This is a genomic window from Caulobacter sp. 05L422 (assembly GCF_056397765.1).
Window position 1 is genome coordinate 25,488 of the sequence record NZ_JBFTOB010000025.1, and the last position, 21,607, is coordinate 47,094.

At 69.8% G+C, this 21,607-nt stretch carries 24 protein-coding genes; 16 read left to right on the forward strand and 8 right to left on the reverse strand.

Annotated elements, in window-relative coordinates; genetic code table 11:
- Nucleotides 1-79: 79 nt before the first annotated feature.
- On the forward strand, nucleotides 80-1,243 hold the full coding sequence (locus AC1DMQ_RS21420; RefSeq protein ID WP_477035559.1) for a CehA/McbA family metallohydrolase: 1,164 nt from the start codon (nucleotides 80-82) through the stop codon (nucleotides 1,241-1,243).
- Between the two features lie 17 nt (nucleotides 1,244-1,260).
- On the opposite strand, the gene AC1DMQ_RS21425 is transcribed toward AC1DMQ_RS21420, so the two are convergent.
- Both AC1DMQ_RS21425 and AC1DMQ_RS21430 read right to left on the reverse strand, forming a co-directional pair.
- On the reverse strand, nucleotides 1,261-1,584 hold the full coding sequence (locus AC1DMQ_RS21425) for an antitoxin YezG family protein (RefSeq protein ID WP_477035560.1): 324 nt from the start codon (nucleotides 1,582-1,584) through the stop codon (nucleotides 1,261-1,263).
- 32 nt (nucleotides 1,585-1,616) lie between these two features.
- Nucleotides 1,617-2,756, reverse strand: coding sequence for a DNA/RNA non-specific endonuclease (locus AC1DMQ_RS21430; protein WP_477035561.1), 1,140 nt, complete (start codon nucleotides 2,754-2,756; stop codon nucleotides 1,617-1,619).
- 156 nt (nucleotides 2,757-2,912) lie between these two features.
- Between AC1DMQ_RS21430 and AC1DMQ_RS21435 the strand changes: the two genes are divergently transcribed.
- From AC1DMQ_RS21435 to AC1DMQ_RS21445, 3 genes are all read left to right on the forward strand, one after another.
- Entirely contained in the window at nucleotides 2,913-4,646 is a 1,734-nt protein-coding gene (locus AC1DMQ_RS21435) for a LysM peptidoglycan-binding domain-containing protein (protein ID WP_477035562.1), read from the forward strand.
- Between the two features lie 196 nt (nucleotides 4,647-4,842).
- Entirely contained in the window at nucleotides 4,843-5,442 is a 600-nt protein-coding gene (locus AC1DMQ_RS21440) for a hypothetical protein (RefSeq protein ID WP_477035563.1), read from the forward strand.
- On the forward strand, nucleotides 5,439-5,954 hold the full coding sequence (locus AC1DMQ_RS21445) for a hypothetical protein (RefSeq protein ID WP_477035564.1): 516 nt from the start codon (nucleotides 5,439-5,441) through the stop codon (nucleotides 5,952-5,954). Before AC1DMQ_RS21440 ends, AC1DMQ_RS21445 begins: the two co-directional genes overlap by 4 nt.
- A gap of 27 nt (nucleotides 5,955-5,981) precedes the next feature.
- On the opposite strand, the gene AC1DMQ_RS21450 is transcribed toward AC1DMQ_RS21445, so the two are convergent.
- The 6 genes from AC1DMQ_RS21450 to sctU all read right to left on the reverse strand — a co-directional run bounded on the left by AC1DMQ_RS21450 (nucleotide 5,982) and on the right by sctU (nucleotide 10,412).
- Nucleotides 5,982-6,737, reverse strand: a complete 756-nt coding sequence (locus AC1DMQ_RS21450) for a DUF6683 family protein (protein WP_477035565.1) — start codon at nucleotides 6,735-6,737, stop codon at nucleotides 5,982-5,984.
- Nucleotides 6,734-7,198 carry a hypothetical protein gene (locus tag AC1DMQ_RS21455; RefSeq protein ID WP_477035566.1) on the reverse strand — a complete coding sequence of 155 codons (465 nt, stop codon included), beginning with the start codon at nucleotides 7,196-7,198 and terminating at the stop codon, nucleotides 6,734-6,736. Before AC1DMQ_RS21455 ends, AC1DMQ_RS21450 begins: the two co-directional genes overlap by 4 nt.
- A gap of 21 nt (nucleotides 7,199-7,219) precedes the next feature.
- Nucleotides 7,220-7,996 (reverse strand): DUF6683 family protein, encoded by a 777-nt coding sequence (locus tag AC1DMQ_RS21460; protein ID WP_477035567.1) that lies wholly within the window; start codon nucleotides 7,994-7,996, stop codon nucleotides 7,220-7,222.
- A 91-nt stretch (nucleotides 7,997-8,087) separates the two neighbouring features.
- Nucleotides 8,088-8,771, reverse strand: coding sequence for a hypothetical protein (locus AC1DMQ_RS21465; RefSeq protein WP_477035568.1), 684 nt, complete (start codon nucleotides 8,769-8,771; stop codon nucleotides 8,088-8,090).
- A gap of 91 nt (nucleotides 8,772-8,862) precedes the next feature.
- Nucleotides 8,863-9,243 carry a flagellar biosynthetic protein FliO gene (gene fliO / locus AC1DMQ_RS21470; protein WP_477035569.1) on the reverse strand — a complete coding sequence of 127 codons (381 nt, stop codon included), beginning with the start codon at nucleotides 9,241-9,243 and terminating at the stop codon, nucleotides 8,863-8,865.
- Nucleotides 9,240-10,412: a type III secretion system export apparatus subunit SctU gene (gene sctU, locus AC1DMQ_RS21475; RefSeq protein ID WP_477035570.1), complete on the reverse strand. Its 1,173-nt coding sequence runs from the start codon at nucleotides 10,410-10,412 to the stop codon at nucleotides 9,240-9,242. The genes fliO and sctU overlap by 4 nt, the downstream gene beginning before the upstream one ends.
- 501 nt (nucleotides 10,413-10,913) lie before the next feature.
- Between sctU and AC1DMQ_RS21480 the strand changes: the two genes are divergently transcribed.
- Genes AC1DMQ_RS21480 through AC1DMQ_RS21535 form a run of 12 tightly spaced genes read left to right on the forward strand, consistent with a single transcriptional unit; the run spans nucleotide 10,914 to nucleotide 21,603 of the window.
- A complete protein-coding gene (locus tag AC1DMQ_RS21480) occupies nucleotides 10,914-11,375 on the forward strand; it encodes a lytic transglycosylase domain-containing protein (RefSeq protein ID WP_477035571.1) in 462 nt (153 codons plus the stop codon).
- Nucleotides 11,376-11,397: 22 nt separating this feature from the next.
- Nucleotides 11,398-13,407, forward strand: coding sequence for an FHIPEP family type III secretion protein (locus AC1DMQ_RS21485; protein WP_477035572.1), 2,010 nt, complete (start codon nucleotides 11,398-11,400; stop codon nucleotides 13,405-13,407).
- A 13-nt stretch (nucleotides 13,408-13,420) separates the two neighbouring features.
- Complete coding sequence (gene sctC, locus AC1DMQ_RS21490) at nucleotides 13,421-15,328, forward strand: type III secretion system outer membrane ring subunit SctC (RefSeq protein ID WP_477035573.1); 1,908 nt, start codon at nucleotides 13,421-13,423, stop codon at nucleotides 15,326-15,328.
- 5 nt (nucleotides 15,329-15,333) lie between these two features.
- Nucleotides 15,334-16,476 (forward strand): SctD/MshK family protein, encoded by a 1,143-nt coding sequence (locus tag AC1DMQ_RS21495; RefSeq protein WP_477035574.1) that lies wholly within the window; start codon nucleotides 15,334-15,336, stop codon nucleotides 16,474-16,476.
- A gap of 30 nt (nucleotides 16,477-16,506) precedes the next feature.
- Nucleotides 16,507-16,812, forward strand: a complete 306-nt coding sequence (locus AC1DMQ_RS21500) for a hypothetical protein (RefSeq protein ID WP_035071105.1) — start codon at nucleotides 16,507-16,509, stop codon at nucleotides 16,810-16,812.
- Nucleotides 16,813-16,837: 25 nt separating this feature from the next.
- Complete coding sequence (locus AC1DMQ_RS21505) at nucleotides 16,838-17,233, forward strand: hypothetical protein (protein ID WP_477035575.1); 396 nt, start codon at nucleotides 16,838-16,840, stop codon at nucleotides 17,231-17,233.
- A 10-nt stretch (nucleotides 17,234-17,243) separates the two neighbouring features.
- Nucleotides 17,244-17,984 (forward strand): type III secretion system inner membrane ring lipoprotein SctJ, encoded by a 741-nt coding sequence (gene sctJ, locus AC1DMQ_RS21510; protein WP_477035576.1) that lies wholly within the window; start codon nucleotides 17,244-17,246, stop codon nucleotides 17,982-17,984.
- Complete coding sequence (locus tag AC1DMQ_RS21515; RefSeq protein ID WP_477035577.1) at nucleotides 17,981-18,550, forward strand: hypothetical protein; 570 nt, start codon at nucleotides 17,981-17,983, stop codon at nucleotides 18,548-18,550. The genes sctJ and AC1DMQ_RS21515 overlap by 4 nt, the downstream gene beginning before the upstream one ends.
- Nucleotides 18,547-19,143, forward strand: a complete 597-nt coding sequence (locus tag AC1DMQ_RS21520) for a FliH/SctL family protein (RefSeq protein WP_477035578.1) — start codon at nucleotides 18,547-18,549, stop codon at nucleotides 19,141-19,143. The genes AC1DMQ_RS21515 and AC1DMQ_RS21520 overlap by 4 nt, the downstream gene beginning before the upstream one ends.
- On the forward strand, nucleotides 19,140-20,450 hold the full coding sequence (locus AC1DMQ_RS21525; RefSeq protein ID WP_477035579.1) for a FliI/YscN family ATPase: 1,311 nt from the start codon (nucleotides 19,140-19,142) through the stop codon (nucleotides 20,448-20,450). Before AC1DMQ_RS21520 ends, AC1DMQ_RS21525 begins: the two co-directional genes overlap by 4 nt.
- A complete protein-coding gene (locus tag AC1DMQ_RS21530) occupies nucleotides 20,447-20,944 on the forward strand; it encodes a hypothetical protein (protein WP_477035580.1) in 498 nt (165 codons plus the stop codon). Before AC1DMQ_RS21525 ends, AC1DMQ_RS21530 begins: the two co-directional genes overlap by 4 nt.
- Nucleotides 20,941-21,603, forward strand: coding sequence for a hypothetical protein (locus AC1DMQ_RS21535; RefSeq protein ID WP_477035581.1), 663 nt, complete (start codon nucleotides 20,941-20,943; stop codon nucleotides 21,601-21,603). Before AC1DMQ_RS21530 ends, AC1DMQ_RS21535 begins: the two co-directional genes overlap by 4 nt.
- The last annotated feature ends 4 nt before the right edge of the window (nucleotides 21,604-21,607 follow it).

Here is a 21,607-nt window from a genome sequence, read left to right on the forward strand (position 1 = left end):
AAAGACCGGGCGGCGCGAGGTCGCCGCCCGGTTCCTCTTCCCAAGACATCGGCTCCCTTCCGTCGAAGAAAGCAGAGACATGCGCGTACGCTCGCTCCTGGCCGTCCTGATGCTGTCGGCCTCCCCCGCCCTCGCCGCCCCCAAGGCGCCGGTGATCCCGCCCGTCGCCAGCCTGCAGGACGGGGTGTGGCTGAAGGGCGACCTTCACCTGCACTCACGGCACAGCAAGGAATCCAGCAACAACCCCGTCAAGAAGATCATCGGCTTCGCCGAGAAGGTCGGGTTCGACTTCATCGCCATCACCGACCACGACAACCATGTGGACGGCGATGTCGCGCACAACACCTGGGTCGACCCGGAGTTCAAGTCGGACTCCGTCCTGCTGCTCTACGGCGCCGAATGGACGACCCATCGCGGCCACGGCAACGTCTTCTCCGCTCGCCCCTACGACCACCAGCGCCTGTACGACGTGCGTGACGACCGCGACGCGAGGATCCTGGCGGTCAAGAGGGCCCTGGGCATCCACCTCTCGGCCAACCACCCGATCGGCAAGGACAATTTCGGCTTCTCCTACGACATCGTCGACTCGATCGAGGTGTGGAACTCGGCGATGTGGCCCAAGAACGCCAACGCCGTCATGATCTGGGACGACATGCTGAAGTCGGGCCGCAAGCTGACCGGACGCGGCGGCAGCGACGCCCACCACGGCGTGCCGGACACGCCCGACAAGGCCGTTCCCAACAGCGTCCAGGCCACCGCCAATTACGTCGGCACGCCGACCACCTGGGTCTTCGCCAAGGCGCGTACGCCCCAGGCGGTGGTCGACGCCCTGACCAACGGCCGCGTGGCGGTCAGCGCCAATCCCTACGCGCCGCGCGTCGAGTTCTACGCCGACCTGGACGCCGACGGGAAGATGGACATGATGATGGGCGACAACGTCCGGCCCAGTGGCCGTCCGGTCCATTTCCGCGTCCAGCTGACCGGCAAGGCCATTCCGGCCGACGGCGCCTATACCGTCACGGTGATCAAGAACGGCGACAAGTTCGAAACCTACCCCGCGCATGGACCGACGCCGACGGTCGAGTTCGACGACACGCCGTCCACGACGGGCCGCACCTACTATCGCGTCCAGGTCGAAGGCGCGCCGACGGCCTATCCCGAGGTCCCGGGCTCGATGGCCCTGAGTGGCAACATGGTCGGATTGTCAAACCCGATCTATTTCAACTTCGATCCCGACTTCTGACCTCGAACGCCTCGGCCTCAGGCCGGGGCGTAATCGTATTTGAGGTCGAAGGCGCCGTCGGCCTTCACGGCGAACACCGCCTTGGACCAAGGCTCGTGGGCGCTGGAGGCGGTCAGGCGGTGCAGGTTGCGCACCGCTTTCGAGACCGAATAGTCCAGCTTGCGGACGTCCAGATCGGCCGTCTCGCCGGAGGCGGCCCGCGTGTAGTCGCCGGTCAGGCCGACCGAGCCGTCGATCACGTCGATCCGCAGGCGGATTTCCGACCAGGGCTCGGCGACGCTGTCGGCCAGGGCCTGGCCGACGTGGCGATAGATGCCTTCGGGGGTGTCAAGATCGGCCATGACGCTTCCGTCCGTGCTGCGCATTGCGGATTCTAGTCGTTGAAGAAGGTGCGGGTCGAGGGCTTGCCGTCAATCACGTATTCCACCCTGAACGCTTCAGGGCGCTTGGAGTCGCCGTCGAACACCGCCTTGATCTCGACGTCGACGGGCTTGCCTTCCTTCAGCGCGGCCGACCATTCGTTCTCCATCACCTTCCAGCCGCTCTTGTTCAGCGTGCCGTCCATGGCGTGGTAGTTGATCTGCTCGCCGGGGCCGTTGAAGATCGCCGCGATCAGGTGGCCGCCCTCGTCTCCGGCCTGGCCGTCCTTGATCCCGCCCGCCTGCCCCGCCTTGCCCTGCTGGTAGCCGTTGCGGTCGGCGTGCTTGAGATCCAGCGTGCCGGTCACCTGCTCCACCCGGCCCTTGGCGTCGGTGTAGTAGGTGTAGCGGCCGCTGACCACGTACTCGGTGTTGGGCTGCAGCGGCCCGTTCAGCTGGGCGTTCCAGCCGCCCTTGGCGCCCTGCTCCAGCTCGACGCGCGGCCGCACCGACAGCGCCTCGTCCAGCTTGCGGCTGGCCCCCTCCAGGGTCTCGCGGGCGCTGGTCGGCAGCTTGTCCAGCGGTAGGGCGTCGATGGCCCCCTTCAGCTTTTCCAGCGCCGGACGGGCGGCTTGGGCGAAGGCGCTGTCGACCTTGGCCAGGTCCGCGGCCTTGGCGGCCGTCTCGGCCCAATGCCCCAACTTGCCCAGCTTGGCCGCGTCGCCGATGTACGGGATCATGCTGACCGCCGACAGGCCCGCGCCCAGGAAGTCGCCGCGGAACAGCGAGATGATCCCATTGGCGCCGTCCGAGATCGGGGTCGGGTCGATCAGGCCGGCCACGTCCAGCGCCATCTGACCCAGGTCCAGGATCAGTTCGGTGCGCTGGGCGGAGGTCGCGGCCTCGGTGTCGTCGGCCAGCCGCTTCTGGTCGGCGGGCGACAGGCCCGCGTTGATCTCGTCGCGTAAAGCCTGGGCCTTTGCGGGGTCGGACTTGGCCACCTCCGCCAACTGTTCGGCCAGCGCGCTGGTGTTGAGCTGGCCGCCGGTGCGGCTGCTGGCCAGGAGCCCGGAAGCCTGGGCCGATACCCCGACCTGCGCGGACGCGAACCGCGTGGAGGCTTCGGCCGAAGCCGCGACATTGAGACCAGCCATGGCGTGGCTCCATTTCGCCGATGTTCGCGGTCGACGATGATCTCGCGGGGGAACGGCAGCTAGCTGGGAGCTTCCCTAGCTAGGGTCTTCCCTAGTTATGCGGGGCGATCGCGGAGCGTAGCGTCCAGGGCAGTTGTCCGTGCGAGGAGCGTCCCGATGAGCAGCGTGTCCCTGAACACCCAGACTTCCGTCAGCAGCGGCGGGCCGTCCGGGCCCTCGCCCGACGAACATCTGGTCAAGCCGGGCGAGACGCTGTCGGGCATCGCGGCCGAACGCGGCGTGTCGCTGGACGCGCTGCTCCGCGCCAACCCCCAGATCGTCAATCCCAACCTGATCCGGCAGGGACAGACGATCGCCCTGCCGCCGGGCGCCGGCGAAGCGCGATCCTACCGGGTGGCCGACGGCGACAACCTGTCGAAAATCGGCGAGAAGTTCGGTGTCTCCTGGCAGGCGATCGCCCAGGCCAACCACCTGGCCAATCCGAACCTGATCCATGTGGGCCAGGAACTGCTCGTCCCGGGCGCCGGCGCGACGCCGTCCCCCTCGACGCCCCTACCTTCCACCTCGGTCCAGACCCAGACCACCGGCCAGGCCACCGGCGCCCTGCCGTCGACGGCGGGCCTCAGCGCTGGCCAGAAGTACGAGCTCTACGCGGGCTATGTGAACGCCTACGGCAGCGCCGAGGCCAAGGCCGACCTGGCCGCGGGGCGGCAGGTGATCCTGGGTCTTCGCGACGACACCGCCGTCAACGCCAATGGTGGCAAGGGCGCCTATGACGACCGGATCGTGGTGCTGCAAGCCAATGGCGCGGGCGGGACCGTGAAGGAGTTCTCGGCCAACACCGAACCGTCCAGCCAGTACGACGGCCGCTACGGTTCGGACTTCAACGGCGACGGGCGGTTGGAACTGGGCCGCATGGCCGAGGGCACGATCAGCTTCCAGAAGAGCCGCAGCGGCAATCTGGGCGACGTGCTGCGGCCGACCGGCCCCCTGGGCGTCGAGCGCGACACCAACCACGACGGCCGCATCGACGCCAACGATCCTCGGGGCAAGGGCCAGAGCACCGACAACTCATTCCTGTTCCACGCCGGCGGCAACACCAACACCGGCTCGGCCGGCTGCCAGACGCTGAAACCCGGCGACTTCCAGGCGTTCTGGAACGGCCTGGGCGACCAGAAGACCTTCAACTACGTGCTGGTCGACGTCGATCGTCACGGTCCGCCCGGCGGAACCACCCAGCCGACGCCCGGCGGCGGCGACACCGCTCTGGGCGCCCTGTCCGAGCGGTACGAGACCGGAGGACGGGGGCCCGGCACGGTGTCCTCGGGCAGCGGCGATCCGGGCGGCGTGTCGTACGGCACCTACCAGCTGGCCGGAAACCTGGGACGCCCGCAGCAGTTCCTGGCCAACGAGGGTCGCGCCTGGGCGGCCGAGTTCGGCGGCGCCAGCCCGGGTTCGGCCAGCTTCACCGCGGCCTGGAAGGCGATCGCGGCGCGCGAACCGGAAAGGTTCGAGGCCGCCCAGCACGCCTACATCCAGCGCACCCACTACGACGTGCAGGTCGCGCATGTGCAGTCGGCCGCCGGCCTGGACCTCTCGACGCGTTCGAACGCCCTGAAGGACGTCGCCTGGTCGACCTCGGTGCAGCACGGCCCGGAGACCAACGCCATCGTCAAGGCGATGGCCAGGGTCGAGGCGCAAGGGGTCAAGCCGTCCGACGGCCAGGCCTATGACCGCGCCCTGATCAACGCGATCTACGACGAACGCGGCAAGCGTGACGCCAGCGGGGCCCTGGCCTATTTCACCAGCGCCTCGGCCCAGGTGCAGGCTTCGGTCGCCGCCCGGTTCGCCGACGAGCGGCGCGACGCCCTGGCCATGCTCGACCGATGAGCGCCGCATGAGAACCCTCGGGCCCGCCTCGCGTTCTGGCGTGATGCCCCCTCGCCTGTTTTCCCTGTTCGTCCTTGCGCTGGTCTCGGCTGGTTGCGAGCGCCCGGCGGCGGCCGTCGATCCCCCCCCGTCTGATGCCGCCGCCGGATCCGCTCCCGAACAGACGACCGCCGCGTCGCCCGCCGGCGCCTATGCGATGCAAGGCGACCGGCGCGCGACCCTGACCTTGGCGCCCGTCGGCGCGGGTTGGCGCGTCAGCCTCAAGGGCGGCTCGAACCCGGCCGACGGGGCCGCCGCCGCGGCCGATTGCGAGATCGAGGCCGAGGGCCCGCTGAACGGCCAGACGATCGACGCCAAGGTCGTGCCGTTCGAGGCGACCGACCTGTCGGTCAGCGCCCAGGACCTGGCCGCTCGTCCCGCCGGCGTGAAGGTCGATATCGCCCCTCAAGGCGCGATCGTCAGCACCGACTTCCAGGGCTGCGGCGTCGGCGCCGTCCTGTCGGGCCGTTACGTCCGGGCCGCGTTCAAGGGAGCCGTCGCCATGCAGCCGGGAGCCACGGTCGCCGATCTCCGCGCCGCCTATCCGGACGCCCGCCTGGAGATCGTCGAGGGCTATCCCTGGGCGCGCTTCGCCGTGCGGCAAGGAGGGCGTTCGACGGCGATCCTCACTTTCGACGGCGAGAACGAGGAGCTGGCGGACGGCCGCAACAGCATCCAGGCCATCGGCGCCGTGGTCGGCTGGGACGCGCTCAAGCCTGGCCTTCGGGTCACCAAGGTGGAGGCGGCGCCCTCATGATCCGTCCAATCGAACGTACAGCGGGCGCCGAATTCTCGACCTCCACCCCCTCGACCACGGCCGCGCGGGCCGGGGTGGCGCGGCTGGCGTTGGAGGCGATGGCCACCATCACCGGCGCGGCCCTGGTCGATCCCCTGCACGGCGGCGATCGCGCGGGCGCCCTGGCCCAGACCTGGGCCGAGCACGGCCAGAGCAGCATGGCCCAAGTGGGCGGCGACCTGCGCACCCTGGCGGCCCAGAGCGGTCAGACCGTCGCCGGCCGGCTGTCGGCCACCTCGCCGGTCGACGCGGGCCGGATCGAACGAGTGCTGACCGACTTCGCCCGCGAACTGCGCGCCCAGGCGACGAGCAAGCCGCACATGACCCCGGCAGCCCTGGTCGAGCCGCTGATGCGCGCCATCGCCGCCGGCCTGCAGCGCGAACCCGCCCCCGGCGCTGCCCGCGCCGACGCGGTGGAGCAGTTCGTCCGGATCATCGACGGCGCGACCCAGGACCTCCGCGGCGCGACCTAGGCCTGGGGCCCCGACGCGCCATGCGCCTCAGCGCGCGAAGCCGGCCTGGGTCAACTTCAATTGCCGCGGATCGACGTGCAGCGCGTTGCGGAAACGCGCGACCGCGGCCTCGGACAACCGATTGCTCAAACCCTTTTCCCCCTTGGTCGTGGCGTCCGAAAACGCCGAACCCTGGGCCACGAAGTTGAGCATGAACACCTCGGCCGTCTCCTGTTTGCCGGCGTCATCGAGACGCGCGAAGGCCGGATCGGCGCCGAGGATTCGGAAGATTTGCCCCCGCACGGCCTGCACCTGGCCGCGGTTCGCGAACGATACGTTGTTGGCGATCTGCCAATTCTGAACCCAATAGGCGGTCATGGCGTCCGCCACGTCTCCGCGACGCAGACCATCGACGGACACGTGCTTTTCCCAGAGGCCCAACAAGTCCTTCTCCTGGACGGTCTGGCGCAGGCGGTCGGCGTTGGCCGGGTCGGCCTTGGCCACGAAATCGGCAAACTGCCCTCGCACGCGGGTCGAGACGACGGGCGAGGCGCGATAGCGGGTGTCTACGGTCTGCCGCGAACCTGACGCCACCGTGCCGCCGCCGGCTGGCCGATCGCCGTTTCCGCCGCCCTGGACCGTCGAGCCCAGCACGTTGTTCAACTGGCCGACCGCCATCGCCGACGCCCCGAAGTCCATGTACTGGCCTGCGACGCCCGAGAAATCCTGGGCCGGGGCCTGGCCGCCCGCCGCGCCGCTCAGCATCGCCGCGACGATCAGCGCGAGTCTGGCGGGAAACCTCATGAATCCAGATCGGCGATCGCGCGGACGCTTGTCGCGGCGGCCAGGGCGGCCGCGGGGCGGTCGAGCTTGGCGAAGGGCGAGAGGGCCGCGTCCAGCTCAGCCTGGCCGCGCAGGTCCGACAGCCAGCGGGCCTGCACGTCGCCCTGCATCGCCTCGGCGCTCTGCTCGGAAGGCGTTTCGACCAGCGGATCGGCCGCGACGTCGGCGACATCGACAGCCGCGCCCAGCACGCCGTCGACCAGCCCGCCCAAGCCGGCTTCCCCGAGCGCGCCTTCAAGCGCGCCGCGCTCGGCCGGCGGCAGGGACGCCATGGCCCGGGCGAGGTCTCCACGCGGCGCCAGCCGAAGAAGCTCGTTGTCGAGGCGGCCGGAGTTGCGGAACGTCTCCACCGCCAGCGTCGCGTCATCGACGCGAGAGGGTGTCGGATCGGCCGCCTCGGCGACACGGGTGTCTATGCGCATCTTCTCCTCCTTGGCGGAACCTCAGCGTCGCCGCACGAACCCGTTCTCGGTCAGCGTGATCTGGCGCAGGTCGATGCCCATCTCGTTACGGAAGCGCGCCACGGCCGAGTCGCCCAGGCGACGCGCGGTCGAGTCGTCGTGTCGCTGCAGGGCGTCGGTGTAGGCCGCGTGCTGGACCAGGAAGTTCAGCATCAGCACCTCGGCGAATTCCTGGCGCTGGGCCTCGTTAAGCCGCGCGTAACCCGGATTGCTGGCGATGATCGGCCGGACCTGTTCGCGCACGGCGAGGGTCTGGAGGCGGGTGTTGTCGCCGCGATTGGCGATCATCCAGTTGAGCACCCAATAGCCGGCCAGGGCGTCGGCGGTGTCGCCGGGGCGAAGGCCGTCGCTGTTGACCAGCCGCGCCCAGTTCTGGACCGGATCGGTGCGCTCCATGGCGGCGGCGATCTTCTGGCCGCCCTCGGCGCCCGCCTGCTTGGCCATGTAGTCGGAAAATTGTTTGCGGACCCGGGCGCTGACCTGTGGCGAGGCGCGATAGCGGGTCGTTACGGAGGCCGTTCCAGGCGTGGCCGCGAAACGATTGGGCTGGGCGGCCCCCGCTTGCGGGGCGGAGAGCCCTCCAGCGCGTGGAGAGTCGAGCAGGCCCAGATTGCGGTTGCGGAGATTGTCCATCAGCATCCGATTGGTTTCGGACTGCATGAGACCCGCGAAGGGCGCCGGAAAGTCCTGCGCGAGCACGGGCGATGTCAGAGCTAGACCCGTCGCGAGCGCCAGGGCGACCTTGAACTTCAAACGCATGCGGGTCTCCTCGTACGTTGGTCGTAGGCCTTGAACGCACTGGGGCGGCGGAGTTTCCTCCGCCGCCCTGGCGCTCGAGGCGCGGTAGGTTCTAGGACTTACGGGCCAGGGTGGAGGCCGATTCGCCCAGGGACTTGATCGCGTTGTTCAGGGCGGTGGAGATCATGTTGACCTCCTGGCCCAGAGCCGAGAGCTCGGCGGTCAGCTTGGCGGTCTGAGACTTGCCGCCGCTGCCGGCCTTGTCGATCTCGCCGGCCTTGGCGACCATCTTGTCCATCTTGGAGTCGACGACCGTGCCCAGCGCGATGGCGAGCTTGACCAGGAAGCTTTCGCCGCTCGCCGCCGCCAGGGCGCTCTTGCCGCGCGGCTTGCCGTCGGCGTCCGTGCCGCCTTGCAGCTGGTCCAGGGTCTGGTCGCGGAGGAACGCGGCGCCGTCGAAGGCCTGGCGCTCGATCTCGCCGGTTTCGAACTGGTTCAGACCCGCGGCCGTACCCAGGCCTTGGGTGGCTTCGCTGATGTTCTGGACCGCGCCGCCCGGATCGCCGGCGGCGGTGTGGAAGGCGGCCTGGGCCAGGTCGATCGCGCCCTGCGGCAGACCCAGCTTCTGACCGATCTGCTGCAGCACCTGGTCGCCGATGGCGGTCATGACGGTCTTCAGAGCCGTGGTGACCATCAGCGAGGCGCCGCCGGTCATGACGCCCAGCGCGCCTTGCAGAGCGATGTTGGCGATGCTGCCGAAGAGGTTACCGCCGCCGCCAATTCCCAAGAAAGACATGTCGACACTCCTTTGATCCGGTTTGCTCGGAGGGCGGAAGGAGCGTCGCTCCGTCGCCCGGCAGGGTCAGAGAACCATCTTGTTACAGCGCTCAGAAGTTGGGGCGTTCCCTAGCTAGGGTTTTCCCTATCAATCGTCGTACGGCCATGGACGGCTGAGCGGCGCGGCTCCTGGCCCGCTCCGCGGCGACGGCTTCGGCCGCCAGTTCCTCGGCGGTGCGGGCCCGGCGATCCAGGACGGTGATCTGCCCGGCGGTGACGCCCAGCAGGAACACCTCGTCGCGATAGGCCACCAGGGTCAGACGCTCGCGTTGGCCCACCGGCAAGGCGCGCAGGTAGCGGATCTGGTCGTCGCTGGGCGCGCCGGTCTGGAAGCGCTTGAGAAGCTTGAGCGAGAAGAACGCCAGGCCCAGCACGATGGCCAGGGCGAAGGCGACGGTCAGCAGTTCGAGCAGCGCGCTGGCGACGTTCACGAGGGCTCCTGGTCAGGACGATAACCGCCTTCGGGCGGCGGCGGGAACGTCGGGCCCGAGACGACCCCTTCTGAGGCTGAACGGTCGTCGCCGGGCGAAGGTTCAGCCGACGGCTCCTCGCGCAGCCTTCGCGCCCAGAGGATCACCTCGGCCACGGCCGCGAACAGGTCCTGCGGGATGATGTCGTCGACGGCGACCTTGTCGCGCAGCGCCCGGGCCAACTCGACATTGCGGATGATCGGCACGCCGCCGGCCTCGGCCGCCTCGCGCATGGCCTGGGCGATCAACCCCTCCCCCTTGCCCAGCAGCACCGGCACGGCGTGCTCGGCCGGGTCATAGGCCAGGGCGCAGGCGATGTGGGTGGGGTTGACCACCAGCACCGAGGCGTCCCGCGCCGCCTGCACCGCGTTCTGCTGCGCCCATTCCTGGTGCAACTGGCGGCGATGGGCCTTCACGTGGGGGTCGCCCTCGGAGTCCTTCATCTCCTGCCGGATATCGCGCCGGCTCATCCGCATCTTCTTGGTGAACGAGAACTTCTGGTAGGCGAAGTCCAGCATCGACACGAACAGGAACACCCCCACCGTGCCGGCCAGCAGTTGGAAGGTGATCCCGCCATAGGCCGCCAGGGCGCCGTCGGCTTCGCCGGTCGGCACGGCCATCAGCTTGTCGAAGGCCGCCACGGCCACGATCCAGGTCAGCACCACCAACAGCAGGGTCTTGGCCAGCGACTTGACCACCTCGAACAGGTTGTCGGTGTTGAACATCCGCTTGAGCCCCTCGCCGGGGTTCATGTGCGACATCTTCGGGCTCATCTTCTCGAGCGTGAAGACGGGTCCGACCTGGGCGAATTCGACCAGCATCCCGAAGATCGCGATCGGCAGCAGCAGCATCGCGGTGATCGACACGAACGCCTTCCCCGCCGCCGCGCCGGCGATCGGCCAGGCCTCGGCGAACGGCCGATCCATGACGGCGAAGATTTCGTCGAATAGCCCGCCGAGCCGGTCGAACGCGAAGCCGGTCACCATCAGCCCCAGCAGCAGCCAGCCCCCCAGAACCGCCGTCGAAGTGACGTCCTTGCTCTTGGGGACGTCGCCCTTTTTGCGGGCGTCGGAGAGGCGCTTGGGTGTCGGCTTTTCGGTTTTGTCACCACCATCGTTCTTCTCAGCCATAGCGTGCGTCCGCGAAGAACGTGGGTCCTTGACCGTTGATCGGCCTACGAAAATAGCGAGTTGGTATCTAATTGGGGCGGAAAGATGACAAGCTCAACCATAGAATAGCGAAAGCTTAAGCTTGGATTATCCCGCCATAATATCAGTATACTGTACCTAAAAATTGTCACGATTGCGCAGTTGACAGGCTAGATAGACGAAAGTTAACCTTTCAATCGTTGGGAACATAGACGGGGCGCTACATAAAGGGACTAATGTATGCGCAAGTTCTGCGTAGCGCCTCCTATCGCCTGTTTAATATTACTAGCAGCATGCCCAGCACTTGCTTATGAATGCGAGACTGACGACGGGTTGAAATTCAGTTCGACCCAAGCGCTCAACGAGAAGTTTTCCTTGGCGCTCGCCGATTGCAAGATTGAAACTCAACCAACGGCGGCATCCGAGCAGCTCAGGCTCTATGATGCGCCCGTCACGGCGACCGCCGTGATCTCTGCGGGACGAATGACGGCGACTCCGATCGTGGTCGCGTCTCGGGGTTTGACCGGAACCGCGCTCTACGCCAGCCAGACCGCCGCGGTCGCCCGCGACTACGACATCGATCCTGATTTCCTGCGCGCCGTCATGCACGTGGAATCCCGGGGCAACGCCGCCGCCGTCTCGCCCAAGGGCGCCCGCGGCCTGATGCAGATCATGCCCGCCACCGCCAAGCGCTTCGGCGTCCGCGAGCCGCTGGTCGAGCTCAGCGACCCGATGATCAACATCCGCACCGGCGCGGCCTATTTGAAGAACCTGCAGCACCGCTTCGGCAACAACCTGGAACTGGTGCTGGCCGCCTACAACGCCGGCGAAGGCGCGGTGATCAAGTACGGCCTGAAGACCCCGCCCTATGCCGAGACCCAGGGCTACGTGACCAGCGTCATGGGGCAGTACCGCACCTTCGTTTCGGCGCGCGGCGCCCAGTAGCGGGAACGGAGGGACGGAGACGATGAGCGTCGAATCCTATCTCAAGCGCCTTCAGCGCCGTCCCAATCAAGGCCTGGTCGCGCGGTTCAGCGACCTGTTCCTGGTGGCCGGGGTGGTGGCCATCGTCGGCCTGATGATCCTGCCCCTGCCCGCCCTGGCGCTGGACACCCTGGTGGCGGTCAACATCTGCTTCGGCGTGATGCTGCTGCTGGTGGCGATCTACATCTCGACCATCGTCGAGTTCTCGGTCTTTCCCAGCCTGCTGCTAATCACCACCCTCTACCGGTTGGCCCTGTCGATCGCCACGACCCGGATGATCCTGATCGAGGGTCACGCCGGGCACATCATCGACACCTTCGGCACCCTGGTGGCCGGAGGCAATCTGGTGGTCGGGCTGGTGGTGTTCCTGATCATCACCGTCGTGCAGTTCATCGTCATCGCCAAGGGCGCCGAGCGCGTCGCCGAAGTGGCTGCCCGCTTCAGCCTGGACGCCATGCCGGGCAAGCAGCTGTCGATCGACAGCGACCTGCGCTCGGGCATGATCGACAAGGACGAGGCCAAGCGCCGCCGGCGCGTGCTGGAGATGGAGAGCAAGCTCCACGGCAGCCTCGACGGCGCGATGAAGTTCGTCAAAGGCGACGCCATCGCCAGCATCATCATCGTGGTGATCAACCTGCTGGGCGGCCTGGCCATCGGCATGATCCAGCAGGGCCTGGAGTTCGGCGCGGCGATCCACAAGTACTCGATCCTGACCATCGGCGACGGCATGGTCACCCAGATCCCAGCCCTGCTGGGGGCCATGGCCGCCGGCCTGATCGTCACCCGCACCACCGACGAGGACAGCGAGAGCCACCTGGGCGACGCGGTGCGTCGGCAGTTCTCCGCGCAGCCGCGGGTGTTCCTGGTGGCGGGCGGCATCTGCTGGCTGCTGGCCCTGGTGCCCGGCTTCCCGGCCCCGGTGTTCCTGCTGCTGGGCGGCGTGGCCCTGGTCACCGGCGCCCTGCTGGACGTCGACCTGCGGTCCAAGCTGACCAAGCGGTTCCTCCCGGGACGCGTGCTGGCCGACGAGACCAAGGCCCCTCCCGTGGCCGCCCAGACCCGCACCCTCGACGCCCAGCCGATCGTGCCGCTGCTGCTGGAGCTGGACGGCGATGGCGTCCGCCGCCACGAGGGCGCGGTCCTGGCCCGCGCGCTGGAGGAAGTGCTCGAGGGCTTCGAGGTCCGGCTGGGCGTCGCCCTGCCCCGCGCCTCATTCCACTACGGCGAGGCGGCCGGCCCGGCCCGCTGGCGACTGCTGGCCTTCGAGGCCCCGATCGGCGCGGGCGAACTGGCCGACCCGGCGGACCTGGCCGCCCTGCAGGAGGCCGTGCGCCAGGCCCTGCGCCGCAACACCGGCCTCTTCGTCGGCATTCAGGAAGCCAGCACCCTGCTGAACCGCGCCGGGGCCGACTATCCCGAGGTGGTCAAGGAAGCCGCCCGGGCCTTGCCCCTGGCCCGCATCGCCGAGGTCATGCGCCGTCTGGCCGAGGAGGAGGTCCCGCTGCGGAATCTGCGCGACATCCTGGAATCCCTGGCCGACGCCGGCCAGCGCGAGAAGGACCCCTTCGCCCTGACCGAATTCGCGCGCGTCGCCCTGCGCCGCCAGATCAGCCACCGCTACGCCCCCAATGAGGATCTCAAGGCCATCGTGCTGGAGCCGCCGCTGGAGCAGCACTTGCGCGAAGCCATCCGCACCGGCGGCGGGGCCCAGCAGCTGGCGCTGGATCCGGAGATGTCGCGCCGGGTCACCGACGCCATCCTGGCCAAGGTGGACGACACCGGCGCGCCGGTCCTGCTGGCCGCGATCGACCTGCGCCGGCATGTGCGCAAGCTGATCGAGCCCGCCCGCTTCGACCTGGGCGTGCTGTCGTTCCACGAACTGCTGCCCAGCCTGAAGCTCGACATCGTCGGCCGCGTCGCCTTCCCGCGCGACCCGCTGACCGTCGTGCCGAACGATCCCGAACCACCCCAAAGCGCGCCCGCGGCGGCCTGACCCTGGAGACGGAATGCACCTACGACCGGACCATGTCACCGCACCCCGTCGCTCTTGGAAAAAGACCTTCCTCGCGGCCGGCCTCGGCGCCGCCCTGCTGATCCCGCCTCCCGTCGCCGTCGCCGGCGACGTCCCCCTGGGCTCGCGCACTGTGGACCTGACGGCGCGCGAGCAGCCGATCAGCCAGTTCCTGCAGAACTTCTACAGCCAGATCGGCGTGCCGGTGGTGATCTCGTCCTCGGTGGCCGGCACGATCAACGGCGTTTTCCGCGGCCCGGCCGCCAAGATCGACGCCGACGTCTCCAAGGCCTTCGACCTGGTCACCTACTACGACGGCGGCGCGGCCTATGTTTACACCGCCTCGCAGCTGTCGAGCCGCAGCTTCCCGATCTCGGCCTCGGCCTCGCGGCGCGTCGACCGCGCGGCCCGGCAACTGGGCCTGATGGACAACCGCAACACCCTGCGCGCCACCGGCGACATGCTGCTGGCCTCGGGCGCGCCGCGCTTCCTGCAGCAGGTCGACGAACTGGCGCGCGGCGGAGCCCAGGCCGAGGCCGCCTCGCCCACCCTGCAGTACCGGGTGTTCTACCTGCGCTACGGCTGGGCCGACGACGTGAACCTGACCGTCGGCTCCAAGCAAGTGACCATTCCCGGCGTCGCCTCGATCGTGCGCTCGCTGGTCAATTCCGATCCCAACGAGCGCGCCGGCTCCAGCGCCCGCAGCGAAAGCCTGATCCCGGCCGCCGTCCAGGGTCTGCGCGGTCAGGGCCTGGCGACGCTGGGCACGCCCAACCCCTCCGGGCCCGGCTACGCCAACGACCAGGGCACGCTGGGCCTGCCGCTGGCCAGCGAGCAGACCGGCGTCTACTCGCCGCAGAACCCGATCCGCATCCAGGCGGACTCACGCCTCAACGCCGTCATCGTCCGCGACGTGGCCGAGCGGATGTCGGCCTACGAGGAGCTGGTCCGCGCCCTCGACGTCGAGCCGCAGTTGCTGGAGATCGAGGCGGCGATCATCGACATCGACACCACCAAGGCCCGCGACCTTGGGATCAACTGGCGGTTCGACGACGGCAACGGCGGCGTCCAGTTCGGCCGCGGCCCCAATGCGCCGCCCGGCCTGGAAGACAGCAACCTGGTCCGCGGCAACACCTCGCCCAAGTCGGTCGCCGGCCTGGTGGCCTCGACGATCATCGGCGACGGCGACTATTTCTCGGCCCGGCTCAACGCCCTGGAGACCGAGGGCGTGGCCCGCGTGGTCTCGCGACCGCAGATCGTCACCCTGTCGAACGTCGAGGCGGTGTTCGAGAACACCCGCGACTTCTACGTCCGCCTGGCCGGCGAGCGCGACGTCGACCTGTTCAACGTCAGCAGCGGCACCACCTTGCGCGTCACCCCCCACGTCACGCGCGACAACAACCAGACCCGCATCCGCATGCTGGTCAGCATCGAGGACGGCGCGCTGACCAACGCCACCGTCGACAACATCCCCGTGGTCCGCCGCTCGGCGCTCAACACCCAGGCCATGATCGTCGAGGGACAAAGCCTGCTGCTGGGCGGCATGACCGTGCAATCCGACACCACCGGCACCACCCGGGTCCCCGTGCTGGGCAGCATTCCGGGCCTGGGCGCCCTGTTCAAGGTTCAGTCGCGCAGCAGCGGCCGGATCGAGCGGATGTTCCTGATCACCCCGCGCCTCGCCCCGATCGGCTCGGCGCGCTCCACCACCCAGGCGGGCCTACGCTATGATGCGCCGGCCTCGGGCTTCGAGAACGCGCCCCTGCCCTCGGCCCCGCCCCTGCCCGTCGAGCGCAAGAAGCCGCCCCGCGCCGCCAGAAGCCGCGCGGCTCCGCAGCCCGCCCCCACTCCGCCGGCGGCTCCGCCGAGCGGCACGATGCAACCCATCCCCAACCCCGGTTAGGCGCCATGTTCGACACAGCCCTCGAAACGTCTTCGGAAACCCTGGTCCTCAAGGTTCTGGCCGGCCGTGTGCGGGGCGCGTCAGCCTCCCTTGGCGACGGCGAGCCGGTGAACCTCGGCCACGGCTTCGACGCCGACATCGTGCTGCGCGACCCCAGCGCCAAGGGAATCCGCGTGCGGCTGACGGCGCGGGAGGACGCCGCCGACATCGAAATCCTGGAAGGCGGCGCCGAGATGCTCGGCCACGTGCTGACCGCCCCTTCCCGCGCCGTGCTGCCGTTCTATCTGCCGCTGCTGATCGGCGACAACGCGGTGGCCATCGGCATCGAGGGCAGCCCACGCTGGGCCGAGGCCGAGCGGCTGCTGACCACGGCCCCGCCCGCCGCCGGCCACGACTTGGCCGAGGTCGATCACGACTACGGAGAGACCGTGGCGCGCCGCCTGTTCGACCGCGCCATGACCTTCGTGCGCGGCACGCCGCACCTCGTGCCCGGCCTGGTGTTCGGCGCCGCCCTGGCCTGCGTGACCTACGCCGCCGCCAACGCCCCTATCTGGGGCGGACACCACGCCAACGCCAGCCAGGTTCACGCCCTGCTGCGCGAGCAGGGCTACGGCGCCCTGGCGGTCAAGACCGGCGAAGGCGACAAGCTGGTGATCGCCGGCGTGCTGAACCGCGAGTCCGACAAGGACCGCCTGCGCCAGATCGTCGACACCCGTGACGTCCCCGCCCGCATCGAGGTCCAGACCAGCGAGTCCCTGGCTCAGAATGTCGAGGACGTCTTCATGGCCAACGGCCTGGCCGCCACCGCCCGGCCCAACGGCCTGGCGCGGGTGCAGGTGCAGGTCACCGGCCCGGCCGACCAGGTCGCCAAGGTGCAGAAGGTGGCGCTGACCGACGTCCGGGGCCTGCGCGCCCTGGACATCAGCCGCGCCGACGGCGGCGGCGACCGTTTCGGCAAGGTCTTCGACGAAGGCCCGGCCAAGCGGGTCGTGTCCGTGGTCGGCGGCGACGCCGGCTACGTCGCGACCGCCGACGGGTCCCGCTACTTCGCCGGATCCATGCTGCCGACCGGCGACCGGATCGTCGCTGTCGAGAGCCAAGCGGTGACCGTCGAGAAGGGCGGCGCCCAAACCAAGCTGATGTTCTGAAACCCCAACCAACCGAGAAGGAGCAAGACGATGGCCGACGAAATCCAGGGATTTGGCAACCTCTCCCTAGCCTCCACCCTCCAGGGCACGAACAACAAGAACCGTCCCGGCACATGGTTCGAAGCCATGGCCCACGCCTGGGGCCAGACCCTCGACGCCCAGGCGGTAAAGATCACCGAACTGGCCGACCAGATCGGCCCGGGCGGCGAGGACAAGCCCTCGGTCATGGCCATGCTCACCGCCGAAAGCCTGCGCATGAACTTCATGGCCAATTCGGAATCCACCTCGGTCGACAGCGTCGGCCGGGCCCTCGAAACCATGGCCCGCAAGAACTAGCGGTCCTCAAGTCGAAAGAGACGTCATGTCCTTCGATCCCGTATCGGCGGCGGCCATGGTCGCCCCGCAGGAAGCCCAGGTCACCCAGGTCGGCTACGGCGCCACCATGACCGACGCGGTCCAGTTCCAGAACGCGCTGCACACGGCCGGCGCCCAGCCCCCTTCCGGACTTGGCGGTCCGGAAGCCCTGGCTCCGGCCATGAAGGGCATCTTCAACCAGTTGGAGTTCGTCAACGGCCAGGCCTCGAACCTGGCGGCCCACGCCAAGGCCGCCGAGGCCAAGGGCGCGGCGATCACGCCCGGCGAGATGATCGGCCTGACTGTCCAGTGCCACGAGTTCATGTTCAACTGCCAGCTGACCTCGAACATCGCCAACCGCACGTCCGACGGCCTGCAGCAGCTGTTCAGGCAACAGGCTTAGGGAGGCGGCCATGCGCAGGAGCCTCCTGGCCGCCCTGGCCGCCACCTCGCTGCTCCTCTCGGCCTGCGCCGAGAAGGAGCTCTACGGCGACCTTTCCGAGCGCGAGGCCAACGAGATGGTCGCCGTGCTCCAGAACTCGGGCGTCTCGGCCGCGAAGAGCAGCAAGGACGGCAAGGTCTGGACCCTCAAGACGCGGCCCGAGCAGTTCTCGTCCGCCGTGGCCGTGCTGCACGACCAAGGCTATCCCCGCGACAAGTTCGAGAGCCTCGGCGACGTCTTCAAGAAGGAGGGCTTCGTCTCCTCGCCGATGGAGCAGCGGGCGCGACTGATGTACGGCCTCAGCCAGGAGCTGAGCCAGACCATCTCGTCGATCGACGGCGTGGTCCAGGCCCGGGTGCACATCGCCGTGCCCGAGGCCGATCCCCTGGCCGAGACCCAGAAGCCGTCCTCGGCCTCGGTGTTCATCCGCCACAACCCCGACGTCGACCTTTCGGGCCAGGTCGGCTCGATCAAGGCGCTGGTCACCAACTCGATCGAGGGCCTGCCCTACGACAAGGTGACGGTGGTGATGTTCCMGGCCAAGCCGGTGATGACCACGGTCCAGCCCTCGGCGGTGAAGTCCCTGACCGTGCCGGCCATCGCCGTGGTGTTGGCCCTGGGCGGCGTCGGCGCCTACCTGCTGACCCGGCGGACCAAGAAGAAGGCCCGGCCCCGGCTGCGCGCCGTCGAGACCGAGAGGCCGGCGGCATGAGCGGCGCGGACGCCCGAGCCCGGATCGTCGCCCAGGCGCGCGTGCTCGACGGGCCGTCGGCGCTCGGCGGTCGCGCGCGCCGGCTGTCGCGTCGGCTGGCCGAACGGGCGGGACGCGGTCCGACTCCGGCGGTCGACTTCGCCGACGTCGCCGCCTTGCCCGACTGGGCGTCCTGGCCGATCGAGCGCCGCGACCTGTTCGTCCACCTGGCCGGAGCTATGGCCTGCGCACCGGCCCTGCACCGCACGATCGACGGCAGGGTGCTGGCCCGCCTCGCCCGCCGGCTGGGCGAAGCGACCCTCGACGCCGTGCTGGCCACGCCGCCCGGCCTAATCCCGCCCTCGCCTTGCGACACCGCCCTGGCCAGCGACGAGAGCCTGCGCGACCTGGGCGCGGCGGTGCTGTTGTCCGACCTGGCCGACCGCCCGGCCCTTTCGGCCCGCCTGGCCCGTCTGCTGGACGCCCAGCCCTGGCCGCTGTCGATCGCCGTCGGCCAAGCCGCCCAACACGCCGCGCGGGGCAGCCTGATGGCCATCGAGGCCGGCCTGATGGAGACCGCCGCATGAGCTATCTGCTGCTCGCCGCCGCGCCATCCTCCGTCCTGCTGACCGACGACCCGATCCTGCGCCGCGAGGAGGTGGCCCACCTGTCCCAGGCCGTCGAGATCGTCGCCGGCCTGGAGGCCCATCGCCGGGCCGCTCGCGACGCCGCCACCGCTGAGGGCTACGCCCAGGGCCACGCCGAAGGCGCCGCCAAGGCCGCCCGCGAAACCGCCGAGACTCTGGCCGGCGTCCACAACGCCCTGCAGGCCGAGCGCGCCCGCCTGCGCGCCTCTTCCGCGACCCTAGCGCTGGACATCGTCCGCCGCATCGCCGCCGGCCTCGCCCCCGACGAGGTGTTGGCCGCCCTGGCCGAGCAGGCCGCCCGCGACCTGCTGCCCGAGGAGCCGATCGGCGTCCGCGTGGCGCCCGACGCCGTCGGCGCCGTCAGCCGCCGCCTGTGGCCCATCGGGGCGCGGATCGAGGTCCACGCCGACCCCGACCTGCCGGCCGGCGACTGCGTGCTCGACACGCCCTCGGGCCGCACCCACGCCAGTCTGGAAGTTCAGCTGAAGGCGCTGGAAACCGTGTTCGCCGCCCGTGACGAGGCCGCCGCATGAGTACGCCGGACCTCCTGCGCGACGCCCTCCGCCACGCCCGCACCGTCGAGCGGCGTGGTCGCGTGGTCCAGGCGTTCGGCACCACGATCCGCGCCACCGGCCTTGACGCCCGTATCGGCCAGGAGTGCGAGATCATCGACCGCGCCACCGGCGGCCAGGTGAAGGCCCAGGTGGTCGGCTTCCAGGACGGCGCGGCCATCCTGACGCCCCTGACCCGGCTGGAAGGCCTATCGATCGACGCCGAGGTGCTGGCCGGGCCGCGCCGCAGCGAGATCGGCGTCGGCGACGGCCTGCTGGGCCGGGTGCTGGACGCTCATGGCGAGCCGCTGGACGGCCTGGGCCCGATCACCGGCCCGGTGCGCCCGCAGGCCGTCTATGGCGAAGCCCCAAACCCCTTGGCGCGCTCACCGATCGACAGCGTGTTCGCCACCGGCGTGCGCAGCGTCGACACCCTGCTGACCACCGGCGAAGGCCAGCGGGTCGGGGTGTTCGCCATGGCCGGCGGCGGCAAGTCGACCCTGCTGGGCATGTTCGCCCGCCACGCCCAGGCCGACGTCAACGTGATCGCCCTGATCGGCGAACGGGGCCGCGAGGTGCGCGAGTTCCTCGACGACTGCCTGGGTCCCGAGGGGTTGGCCCGCTCGGTGGTGATCGTCTCGACCTCGGACCGGCCGGCCATGGAGCGGGTCCGCGCCGCCCACGTCGCCACCGCCATCGCCGAGGGCTTCCGGGCCCGGGGCCTGAAGGTGATGCTGCAAATGGACAGCGTCACCCGCTTCGCCCGCGCCCTGCGCGAAATCGGCCTGTCGGTGGGAGAGCCGGCCGTGCGCCGGGGCTTCCCGCCCTCGGTGTTCGCCGAGCTGCCGCGGCTGTTCGAACGGGCCGGCGCGGCCGAGGGCGGCGCGATCACCGCCTTCTACACCGTGCTGATCGAGGACGAGGACGGCGGCGACCCCGTCGGCGAGGAGGTCCGCTCGATCCTGGACGGCCATATCTATCTGTCGCGCAAGCTGGGCCAGGCCGGGCACTATCCGGCGATCGACGTCGCCGCCAGCCTCAGCCGGGTGTTCCCGCGCGTAGCCTCGGCCGAGCATCAGGCCCAGGCGTCCAAGGTCCGCGGTTGGATGGCCAAGTACGCCGACATCGAGTTCCTGCTGCAGATCGGCGAGTACAAGGCCGGCGGCGACCCGCTGGCCGACGTCGCCATCGCCAAGCGGCCGGCCATCGAGGCCCTGCTGCGCCAAGGTCCGCACGACCGCGTCGCCGTGGCCGACGCCCTGGCGACCCTGGCGGAGACCGCCGCATGAACCCGCGCCGCCAGCTGGACATCCTGACCCCGGTGGTCCGCCTGCGCGAGCGCCGGGTGGAGGTCGCCCGCCTGGAGGCCGTCGCGGCCCGCGACGCCCTGGCCGCCGCCGAACACGCCCTGGCCGTCCGCGAGGCGGCGATTGCGGCGCATGACACAGCCCTGGCTCGCCTGGACACCTGGTTCGCCGAGGGCTTGTCCGGCTCGGCCGCCATGGTCGAGACCGCCCTGGCCCGCCGCGAGATGGTCGCGGACGCCAAGGCCGGCGACGTCGCTCAGCGCGACCAGGAGCATATCGCGGTCCAGCTGGCGCGCGAGGATCTGGACGCCGCCCTGCGCGCGCTGGTCCGCGCCCAGGGACGGTTCGAGGCGATGAGCGGCCAACGTGACCGCGCCCGCTCGGCCCTGCTGGCCGAACGCGATGAACGACAGCAGCAGGAAATCGAGGAGCTGAGCGGCGTCCGATTCCTGCACGCCCGGAGAGCCGTGACATGACCCATACCCGCGACGTCTCGACCACCGAGCGCTCGACCCCGCCCCAGCGGTTCGCGGCCAGCGAGCCCGCCACGCCCTGGCGCGGGGCCGAGTTCAACGCCGCCCTGCAGCGCGCCGCCGAGCGTCGCGAGCCCACCGCTCGCCAGCCGTCCCGCGCCGAGCACAAGGACGAGGATCGCAGCGAAGACGGCGCCGACCTGTCCGCCCTGTTCGGTCCCGCCCACGACTTCAAGAGCGCCGGCGAGGTCGCCACCACCGACAAGGCGCCGGTCGAGGGCGTCGGGACGCCGGGCGCGACGTCCCACGGCGCGGCCGAGCCCGTCGTGATCCAGATGCCGGCCGGGGCCACGGGCGCGGAGATCGAGGCCTTCGCCGCCGCCATGGAGAAGGCCTGGCTGGCCGCCGGCGGCAATACGTCCAAGGGCGTGGCCATGGGTCTGTCGGATCGCGGTTCGCCCCTGACCGGCCTGGGTCTGGCGCGGGGCGCGGACGGCTCGCTGTCGCTGACCCTGGCGGCCCATCCCAACGCCACGCCCGAGGTGACCAAGGCGCTGGAAACCCTGCGCAAGCGACTGGAGGTGCGGGGCCTGACCCTGGCCGACATGCTGGTCGAGGCGGACGACGGCGACTTCGAGCGCCTGATCCCGAAGGTGCGGTGATGAG